This window comes from Herbihabitans rhizosphaerae, assembly GCF_004216555.1.
In the GTDB taxonomy this organism is placed as follows: Bacteria; Actinomycetota; Actinomycetes; order Mycobacteriales; family Pseudonocardiaceae; genus Herbihabitans; species Herbihabitans rhizosphaerae.
The window spans coordinates 1-9,635 of the sequence record NZ_SGWQ01000022.1; the positions used below are offsets into that span (position 1 = coordinate 1).

A 9,635-nucleotide genomic window follows, 5' to 3' on the forward strand; every position below is an offset into this window, starting at 1 on the left:
CGCCGAAGGCGCCCTTGACTTGTGAGAATCGGCCCGCACAATACCGCGCCGCCGATCACCCCAAGCCCCAGAACGCCGATCACCAAGTGCCACCCCTCAACGCGGCTGCAGCCCAGAGATCAGCCACCGCCCATCAACCCGCTGCGCCGATACCGTCAACTGCGCAGCCGCAATCGAAGGCGTCCCATCCCCCCGAATCCCATTCTGATCCAGGAAAACCAGCAACGTCGCCCGATCCCCCGACAAAACAGTCACGCCCGAAGAGACCACCGAAGAGCGAAGAGAAAGCCGCTGCTCCGGAGCCATCCGCCGCACCTGATCAAACAACACCCCGTACTGCCCCACCGCGTCACCAGTAAGAAGCCCGCGAGCCGTCCGCTCCGTAGCAGCGAGATCGTCATGCCGATAGGAGAAGATCTTCTCCAACCCGTCCCGCACCTGCCCCGTCACCTCAGCGGTCGTGCCGGTGTCCACCACCGCACTGTTCCCCCCGCCACCCTCAGCGGAGCCACCACGCAACAGACAGAACACCCCCACCCCCACCAACAACACCGCCAGCACAAGCAAAACAATCACCCGACCAGGCCCGCGCCGCTCCTCCACCACTGGAGGATCAACCTCGACAACCTCGTCATCAACAACCGGCTCGCTCGCAGCAGCAGGCTCAGCGGCAACCGCCGCCGGCCGACGCGTCCCCGCCACAACGGGCCGGCGCCGCCGAGGAGCCTGAGTAGTCGTAGTAGTACGCACCATTCCTCCTCAAAACCTCAGGGCAGCCCAGTCGGAACCTGACCCACGGCGCTCACCTTCCAGCCACCGTCCACCCGATTCACCGTCGTCTGCATCCGAGAGCGCTTCACCACCGGCGCACCACCATCCGGCGTCACCGTCACCTCCACCGCGGCGATCAACTTCGCCGTCCCCGCGGCCGCGTCCAGCTCCATGACAGCCGCGTCCACGGTCCGCCCCGAAGTCACCGTCTTCGCCTCGGTCAACTGCTTGCGGCTCTCGTCGCGCCCGCGCACCAGCTCGTCCCGGAACTCCCCGGTAGCGACCTCGGCCCACCGGTCCAACCCGGCGTCCACGCCACGGTGATCCATCGTGTTCAACACGGCCACCGCCCGCCGCCCAGCGGCCAGCGCCTCGTCCCGATCACCCGTGGCCGGCGAAGCCGACGACCGCACGAGAGTCCACGCGGACCACCCCGCGAAGGCCACCGCGGCAAGCACGAGAACCACACTCGCCCGCAGCATTCCCTTTGATTTCAACAGATCTCGCATGACACACCTCCTAGCACCGAGCGTTGGTGTTGAACGGCGCCGGCGAGGTGTCCAGCCCGTTGCGGTACCTGGTCGAGCCGTACACACACGGCATCGGATCGAAGAACGTGGTGGCGAGCCCGAAGTGCGCGCCGTCCGCCCTGATCACGTTGGACGCCGCGTCGACCGCCGCCGGCGCGGTGATCAGCAGCTGCTCCATCCCGCCCTGGCGGGCCAGCAGCACAGTGGACGTGGTCACCAGGTTGGCCATCAGCGCGCCCAGGTTCGGGCCGGTCTCGGAGAGCACGGCGGTCACCTGCTTGGCCACCTCCGGCCCGGTCTTGATCAGCCCGCGCAGGTCGCCGTCGGAGCGCCGAAGCTGCTCGGCGATCAGCTTCGAGTTGGTGGCGAAGGACTTGATCGCGTCCGACACCTGGATCTGGGTGTCCAGCACGAGCCCGGCGTCCACCAGCAATCGCGTGGTCTGCGGCAGGTGCGTGGTGGCCACCTTGGTCAGCCGCGCCGACTCGTCGAGCAGCGCCTGCAACGCGGGGCCGGTGCCCTGCGTGGCCAGGTGCAGCTCGTCCACGACCGTGCGCAGCTTGTCCTTGGGCACCGACTCCACCAGCCGGTCCAGGTTCAGCAGCACGGTCTCCACCGGCAGCGGCAGCGCGGTGCGCCGGCTGTCCACAGTGGACCCTTCGGTCAGGTACGGTTCGCCGTCGCGACGCGGCCGCAGATCCAGGTACTGCTCGCCGACCGCGGACCGGTTGGTCACCACGGCGTCCAGGTCGTCGGGCACCTTCTGGTCGTCGTCGGTGATGTTCGCGTCCACCTCGACGCCGCTGTCGGTCAGCCGCAGCTCGCCGACCCGCCCGATCGCCACGCCCCGGTAGGTGACCTCGGCGCCGGTGAAGATGCCACCGGAGTCGGTCAGCCGCACCTTCACCGTGTAGCCGGACGCGCCGAAGATCGACCCGAGGCCGGCGTACTGGGCGCCCACGTAGCTCACGCCGAGCAGCCCGATCACCGTGAAGATGACCACCTGGATCCGCACCAGCTTGGTCAGCATCAGCGCGCACCTCCCTCGACCGCCGGCAGCGGGAAGCCGGCCGGTGTGGTCGTCTGCTGCTGACTTCCGGTCCGCGCGTGCAGCCGCAGGTACGCGTTCAGGTAGTCACCCTTGATCGCGTCCAGCGCCGAATCGGGGAACGGGAAGGTGAGCAGCAGCTCCATCGCCTTCGGCAGCCGGTCGCCGGACTCCAGCAGCTTGCGCAGGATCGGCTCCATCGCACGGAGATCGGCGACCAGGTCGTCCTTGGACCGCCGGATCGTGTCCACCGCGACCGTGGACAGCTTGTTCAGCGACTGCAGCATCGTGGTGAACGCGACCCGCTGGTCGGCGAGCACCTTCACGCCCGGCCCGAGGTTGTCGATCAGGTTGCCGATCGCGTCCTTGCGCCCGCCGAGCGAGGCGGCCAGCTTGTCCATGCCCTGCAACGCGCGCACGATCTCGCCGCGGTGCTCGTCCAGCCCGCCGACGAACGTGCGCAGGTTGGCAAGTACGGACTTGATCTCCTTCTCGTTCCCGCCGAGTGCGGCGTTCAGCTCCCGGTTGATCTGCTGCAACTGTCCGACACCGCCGCCGTTGAGCAGCATGGACAGTGCGCCGAACACCTCCTCGATCTCCGGGTTGCGGTTGGTGCGGCCGACCGGGATCGTCGCGCCGTCGGCGAGCGACCCGCTGGCCGCGTCGCCCGGGGAGTCCAGCTCGATGAACTTCTCGCCGAGCACGCTGGACTGGCGCAGCCGCGCGACCGCGTTGCCCGGCAGCCGCGCCGAGCCGTTCAGCACCAGGTGCGCGTTCGCCAATCGGCCGTCCGACGCGAGTTCGATGGTCTCCACCCGGCCGATCGCGACGTCGTTGATCTTCACGCCGGACTGCGGCACCAGGTCGAGCACGTCCCGGAACTGCACGGTGATCCGGTACGGCCGGTCACCCAGGTCGGCACCGCCGGGCAGCGGCACCTCGTACAGCCCACCGCAGCCGGTGGCGCCGGCCGCCACCAGTGCGACCGCGGCGATGATCTTGCGGGCGCTCATCGCGGCACCATGCTGAACTCGTTGAGGTTGCTGCGCGCGTCGATCGTGCGCGTGGCCGGGTCGTAGGCGTTCAGCAGGCTGCCCATCGCCTTGGGCGCACGGTCGAGCGCCTCGGCCAGGGATGCCTTCTGATCAGCGAGTACGCGGGCCGTTCCGGCGAGTTTGTCCACATTCGACTTGATCCGGCCTCTGTTGTCCTGAACGAACTTCTGCACCGTGCCCAGCGCACCGGACAGCTCGCGCAGCGCGGTGCCGAAGTCGTCGCGCTGGCCCGCCAGGAACTCGGTGATCTTGGCGAGCTGGTCGTTGAACACCCGCACGCCCTGATCGTTGGCCGCCAGCATGGAGGTGAACTTCTGAATACTGTCGATCGTGACGAACAGGTCGTCCGACGAGCCGCCCAACGTGCGCGCCGCCTTGCCCAACTCGCGCAGGCTCTCGCCGATCTTGGCGCCGTTGCCGTCCAGGTTGGCCGCCGCGCTGTTGAGGAACTGGCTCAGCGCGCCGTCCTTGTTGGCTCCGTCTGGGCCGAGCGCCTTGGTCAGCTCGTCGAGGCTGTGGAACAACTGGTCCAGCTCGACCGGCACGGCGGTGCGCGCGGTCGGGATCACGGTGTCCGCCGCGATCTTCGGCCCGGTCATGGCCACCGGGGTGAGCTGCACGTACCGGTCGCTGACCAGGCTGGGCGTGACGACCACGGCCGAGGCGTTCGCCGGCACCGGCGCGTCCGGCTCCAGTGTCATCGTCACCTTCACCTGTTGTCCTTGCGGCTCAACGGTTTCCACCGTGCCGATCGCCACGCCGAGCACCCGCACGTCCGAACCCGGATACAGGCCGACCGCCTGGGTGAAGTACGCCGTCACGGGAATCCGCTTGCCGTTGCCGGTGAACAGCCACACCGAGCCGGCCGCCACGAGCGCGACGACGGCCACCAGCACGCCGATCGTGCGGCCCCGATTGCGAGAACGATTGCCCTGAGGACGATTGCGCTGTCGGGCCATCTCACCGCCCTCCCTTCGGCGGGATGCAGCCGCCACCCGGCGCCGGCACGAGCCCGCAGATGTAGTTGTCGATCCACCGCCCGTTGCCCACCGCGGAACCGACCACGCGGTAGAACGGGCCGGCCAGCCGCAGGCTCTCGTCGAGCTTGGACTGGTTGCGCTGCAACACGGTGGTCACCCGCTCCAGTTGGGCCAGCGCCGGCCCGATCTGCGCCTGGTTGTCCGCGACCAGGCCAGCGAGCTGCTTGGACATGTCCCGCGTGCCGGTCAGCAGCGCCGCGATCGCCTCCCGGCGGCGGCTCAGCTCGGACAGCAGCGTGCCGCCGTCCTTGATCAGCGACTCGAACTCGCCGGTGCGATCGGCGATCAGCTTGCTGAACTTGCCGGTGTTGGCGAGCAGGCCGCGCAGTTCCTGGTCGCGCACGGAGATCGTCTTGGACAGCGCGGACAGACCCTCCATGGTCTGCCGCACGGTCTCCGGCGTGCTCGCGCTGAACGTCTGCGACACCACCCGCAGGCTCTCGGCGAGCTGCTTGGTGTCGATCGAGCCCGCGGTCTTGGCCAGGTCGCTGAACGCGTCGTTCACGTCGTAGGGCGTGATCGTGCGCTGCCGCGGAATGGGGGTGTCGTCGTCCAGCTCCTTGTCCCCCAACGGATCCAGCACGAGGTTCTTCTGCCCGAGGAGCGTCTTGATCTTGATGGCGGCGAACGTCTGGTCCCCCAGCCACACACCCTTGGCGCGGAAGTGCACGTCCACGTGGTCGCCGGCCAGCTCCACCGAGGTGACCTCGCCGACCTTGACGCCGGCCACCCGCACCTCGTCGCCCGGCTTGAGCCCGGCCGCCTCCTTGAACTCGGCGACGTACCGGCTGCCGCCGATCAGCGGCAGGTCCTCCCAGTAGAACGTGAGCGCCCCGACGAGCACCATCAACAGCGCGCCGATGACCCCGACCTTGACCGGATTGCGTTCACTGAAGGGCTTTTTCACCTGCCACACCTCCCGTCTGTGATCGGGATGCCGACCGGCGGACCACCCGGCGCGGGTGGGATATTCGCGCTCGCCGAGCACAGGAAGAAGTTCAGCCAGGTGCCGTAGGACGCCGTACGGCCGATCGCCTCGTACTTGCGTGGCAGGTTGTTCAGGAACGTCTCGAACACCGGCGTGTTGTCCGCGAGCACCCGGGACACGTCGCCGAGCAGCCCGATGTCCCGCTTGAGCGGCTCGCGTCCGGCGGTCAGCAGGTCCGCCGTGCTGTTGGTGAGCGCGGCCAGCCCGGAGATCGCGTCCCCGATCGGCTTGGAGTCCTTGGCGAGGCCGGCGACGAGCTGCTGGGTCGTGGAGACCAGGCCGGACAGCTTGTCGCCGCGCGAGTTCACCTGGTCCAGCACGGTGTTCAGGTTGTTGACCACGGACCCGATGATCTTGTCCTTGTCCGCCAGCGTGGCGGTCAGCGATCCGGTGTGCTTGAGCAGCGAGTCGACCGTGCCGCCCTCACCCTGCAGCACCTGCACGATCTCGTAGGACAGCTTGTTCACGTCGTCCGGGTTGAGCGCCTGGAACAGCGGCCGGAACCCGTTGAACATCGCGGTCAGGTCCAGTGCGGGCCTGGTCCGCTCGATCGGGATCAGCGATTCGGGTTCCAGCACCGCGTTCGCGTCGCCGACGCCCTGGTCCAGCGAGATGTACCGCTGCCCGATCAGGTTGCGGAACTTGATCGTCGCGGTGACCGTCTTGGCCAGCTTTCGCTTGGTGTCGATGGTGAACTCGACCTCGGCCTGCCTGCGGTCGACGATCTCCACGTCCTCGACCTGTCCAATTCGGACACCGGCCATGCGCACGTCGTCGCCGGGGTTGACCGAGGTGGCGTCGGAGAACCGGGCCGTGTAGGTCACCGTGTCGCCGCTGCCCCGGTTGGCGATCGTCACGCCGAGCACGAACGTGGCGGCCAGCGTCACCACGACGAACACCGCACCCTTGATCAGCGGTGGAGCGATCGACTTCATCGCAGTGTCACCTCCGTACCGCGCAGCAGCGGGCCGACCAGCAGGCTGCCCCAAGCGGGCACCTCGGTCGGGTTGACGCCCTGGTTCGCGGCGATCAGCTCGGCGATGAACTGGTTCTCACTCGGCGAGTTCGCCATGCCGAGGTCGGCCGCGGCGCCGTCGAACGACGCGGGCGTGACACCGCCGGACGACGGATAGCACCGAGGTCCTGGCCCGGGCACCGGGCCGGGTCCCTTGCCGCGCGAGGGTTTCACGGTCAGCTCGACGTGCAGGCCCGGCTGGCCGGTGCCCTTGCCGAGCACCCGGTCCACGTTCGGCTTGAGCCGGTTCACCGACTCGAACAGGCACGGCAGCGACGGCGCGTACCGCGCGAGCAGCTCCAGCGTCGGCCGGCTCGTGTCGGACAGTCGGATGAGATTCTCCTTGTTCGCCAACAAGAACTTGTTCAAGTCGTCGGAGGCGGTGGTGAGGCTGCCGATCATGTCGGAGAGCCCGCCGCGCTGCTCGGCGATCGTCTTGGCGGTCGTGGTCAGCTCGGACAGCGCGTCGATGATGTCCGGCCCGGCCCGCTCGTAGGCCTCGACCGTGGAGGCGAACTTCGTGATGTCGTTCTTCAACGCCGGCATGTGCGGGTTGAGCTGGGTGAGGTAGGAGTTCATCGCGACGAGGGTTTCGCCGAGCGGCTTACCCCTGCCGTCGAGCGCCTGCGCGATCGACCCGAGCGTGCTGGCCAGCTTGTGCGGCTGCACCGCCTGCAGCAGCGGCATCAGGTCGCGCAATGCCTTCTCCAGCTCGATCGCGCGCATCGAGTTGTCCTGCTTGATCACGTCACCGTCGGCCAGCTTGCGCGACTCGGCGTCCGACGGGATCACCAGGCTGACATACCGCTGACCGAACAGCGTCTTCGGCAGCAGCCGCGCGGACACGTTGTGCGGCAAGAAGTCCAGCTTGTCCTGGTCGATCGCGAGCGCCACGGTCGCGCCCTGGCCGCCGGTCTGGACCTCGCGCACCTGGCCCACCACGAGCCCGCGCACCTTCACGTCGGCGTTCTCCACGAGCTGGTTGCCGGTGCGGTCGACGTGCAGGACGACCACCGCGGCGGAGCTGAACTGCTTGTCGTAGATCGCGACCGTGAGCCAGCTCAGCGCGAGCAGCATCACCAGGAACACGACGCCGAGCCCTTGATCGCGCCGTCGCCGCTGGCGCGCGGACCTCCTACTCGCCCGGCTCATCCGGCCACCCTCACCGTGGTCGTGGCGCCCCAGATCGCCAGGCTCAGCAGGAAGTCCAGCATGCTGACGAGCACGATCGAGGTCCGCACCGAGCGGCCGACTGCGACACCGACGCCGGCCGGCCCGCCGGTGGCCCGGTAGCCGTAGAAGCAGTGCGTCAGGATGATCGCCACGCTGAACACCAGCACCTTGACGAACGACCAGAGCACGTCTTCCGGTGGTAGGAACAGCGAGAAGTAGTGGTCGTAGGTGCCGGCGGACTGCCCGTAGAACTCCACCGTGACCGTGCGCGCGGCGAGGTAGGAGATGAGCAGGCCGATCACGTACAGCGGGATGATCGCGATGAAGCCGGCCACGATCCGCGTGGTCACCAGGTACGGCACGCTGCGCACCGCCATCACCTCGAGCGCGTCGATCTCCTCGGAGATGCGCATCGCGCCGAGTTGTGCGGTGAAGCCGGACCCGACCGTCGAGGAGAGGGCCAGCGCGGCCACCAGCGGAGCGATCTCGCGGGTGTTGAAGTAGGCCGACACGAAGCCGGCCAGTGCCGAGGTGCCGATCTGGTTCAGCGCGGAGAACCCTTGCAGGCCAACGACTGTGCCGGTGAACACGCACAGCCCGACCATCACGCCGATGGTGCCGCCGATGACCGCGAGCGCGCCGCTGCCGAAGCTCACCTCGCCGAGCAGCCGCACCACCTCGCGGGAGTACCGGCGGACGGTCAGCGGCGTGTAGGCCAGCGCCTGACCGTAGAAGCGCATCTGGTCGCCGAGCTTGGCCAGCCCGTCGCCCGGTCGGGTCATCAGCTTGGTTTTCGTGGCCACGTCACGCCCCCTTCGCCGGGACGAGCTGCAGGTACAGCACGGTGATGATGAAGTTGACGAAGAACAGCAGCAGGAACGTGATCACCACGGACTGGTTCACCACGTCGCCGACGCCCTTGGGCCCGCCCTTCGGATTCATGCCGCGGTAGGACGCGACCAGTCCGGCGAGGAACCCGAAGATGACCGCCTTGATCTCGGCCACCCACAGGTCCGGCAGCTGGGCGAGCGCGGAGAAGCTGGACAGGAACGCGCCGGGCGTACCGCCCTGCACGATCACGTTGAAGAAGTAGGCGCCGAGCACGCCGACCACCGAGACCAGGCCGTTGATCAGTACGGCGGCCAGGATCGCGGCCTGCACCCTCGGCACCACCAGCCGCTCCACCGGCGAGACGCCGAGCACCCGCATGGCGTCCAGTTCCTCGCGGATCGTGCGCGCGCCGAGGTCGGCGCAGATCGCGGCACCGCCGGCGCCCGCGACCGCGAGCGTCGTCACGATCGGGGCCGCCTGTTGCACGATGCCGAGCACGCTGGCCGCGCCGTTGAACGACTCCGCGCCGATCTGCGTGGTCAGCGAGCCCAGTTGCAGCGTGAGCACCGCGCCGAACGGGATCGACACCAGTGCCGCCGGCAGGATCGACACGCTGGCGATGAACCAGAACTGCTCGACCAGCTCGCGCCACCTCGGGCGGCGGGTGAACATCAGCACGAACACGTCCAGCCCCATGGAGAACATGCGGCCGAACTCGGTGAAGGTGGCGGTGACCGGGCGGAGCAGGGACTGTTTCTCAGGGGCCTGCGTGTCCTCGACTGTCTGGGTACTCACGGGCGCCCCCAGTTCGGTGGCTGGCCCTGAGGCTGCTGCGGGTACGGGCGCGGCTGCGGCGCCGGGGGATTCCCTTGGCGCGCTTGACGTTTCGGCAGTGTCGCCGTCTCGACGTACCCGCGCGGCGCGGCCGCCTGCTGCTGCTGGTTCAGCTCGGCGAGAATGGTGTGCCGCGCCTTCTCCGGAAGCGACGGCAGCAACCGCATCACGCGGTCACGGCGGCGCTGAGCCCCTTGGCGCGCAGGCGATCCCGGCGTCGGCTGCATCTGCGGAGGAACACCCACGATGTCGTCCACGCCGCCGGCGTGGTGGCCGGCTTCGAACATCGCCTTCTCGGCCTCCATCGTGGCGGTGTCCTTCTCCTCGGACATGCCGATCGGGCCTTCCAT

General features: G+C 68.4%; 10 protein-coding genes and 1 pseudogene. All 11 read right to left on the reverse strand.

All coding sequences use genetic code 11. From position 1 onward, the window contains the following. Nucleotides 1–96 precede the first annotated feature (96 nt). Entirely contained in the window at nucleotides 97–603 is a 507-nt protein-coding gene (locus EV193_RS32940) for a hypothetical protein (protein WP_130348892.1), read from the reverse strand. A gap of 164 nt (nucleotides 604–767) precedes the next feature. Next, nucleotides 768–1,280, reverse strand: coding sequence for a nuclear transport factor 2 family protein (locus EV193_RS32945; protein ID WP_130348893.1), 513 nt, complete (start codon nucleotides 1,278–1,280; stop codon nucleotides 768–770). Between the two features lie 10 nt (nucleotides 1,281–1,290). After that, nucleotides 1,291–2,331 carry an MCE family protein gene (locus EV193_RS32950; RefSeq protein WP_130348894.1) on the reverse strand — a complete coding sequence of 347 codons (1,041 nt, stop codon included), beginning with the start codon at nucleotides 2,329–2,331 and terminating at the stop codon, nucleotides 1,291–1,293. Next, the gene (locus EV193_RS32955; protein ID WP_130348895.1) at nucleotides 2,331–3,362 is read right to left on the reverse strand and encodes an MCE family protein; all 1,032 of its coding nucleotides are present in this window, start codon (nucleotides 3,360–3,362) and stop codon (nucleotides 2,331–2,333) included. Before EV193_RS32955 ends, EV193_RS32950 begins: the two co-directional genes overlap by 1 nt. After that, the gene (locus EV193_RS32960; protein WP_130348896.1) at nucleotides 3,359–4,363 is read right to left on the reverse strand and encodes an MCE family protein; all 1,005 of its coding nucleotides are present in this window, start codon (nucleotides 4,361–4,363) and stop codon (nucleotides 3,359–3,361) included. Before EV193_RS32960 ends, EV193_RS32955 begins: the two co-directional genes overlap by 4 nt. Nucleotide 4,364: 1 nt before the next feature. Beyond that, nucleotides 4,365–5,351 (reverse strand): MCE family protein, encoded by a 987-nt coding sequence (locus EV193_RS32965; protein ID WP_278044247.1) that lies wholly within the window; start codon nucleotides 5,349–5,351, stop codon nucleotides 4,365–4,367. Then, nucleotides 5,348–6,367: an MCE family protein gene (locus EV193_RS32970; RefSeq protein ID WP_130348897.1), complete on the reverse strand. Its 1,020-nt coding sequence runs from the start codon at nucleotides 6,365–6,367 to the stop codon at nucleotides 5,348–5,350. Before EV193_RS32970 ends, EV193_RS32965 begins: the two co-directional genes overlap by 4 nt. Beyond that, on the reverse strand, nucleotides 6,364–7,599 hold the full coding sequence (locus EV193_RS32975) for an MCE family protein (protein ID WP_130348898.1): 1,236 nt from the start codon (nucleotides 7,597–7,599) through the stop codon (nucleotides 6,364–6,366). Before EV193_RS32975 ends, EV193_RS32970 begins: the two co-directional genes overlap by 4 nt. Beyond that, complete coding sequence (locus EV193_RS32980; RefSeq protein ID WP_130348900.1) at nucleotides 7,596–8,402, reverse strand: MlaE family ABC transporter permease; 807 nt, start codon at nucleotides 8,400–8,402, stop codon at nucleotides 7,596–7,598. The genes EV193_RS32975 and EV193_RS32980 overlap by 4 nt, the downstream gene beginning before the upstream one ends. 22 nt (nucleotides 8,403–8,424) lie before the next feature. Continuing rightward, complete coding sequence (locus EV193_RS32985) at nucleotides 8,425–9,156, reverse strand: MlaE family ABC transporter permease (protein WP_130348901.1); 732 nt, start codon at nucleotides 9,154–9,156, stop codon at nucleotides 8,425–8,427. Nucleotides 9,157–9,242: 86 nt separating this feature from the next. Further along, nucleotides 9,243–9,635 (reverse strand): annotated as a pseudogene (locus EV193_RS34370) (ABC transporter ATP-binding protein); the annotation flags it as partial.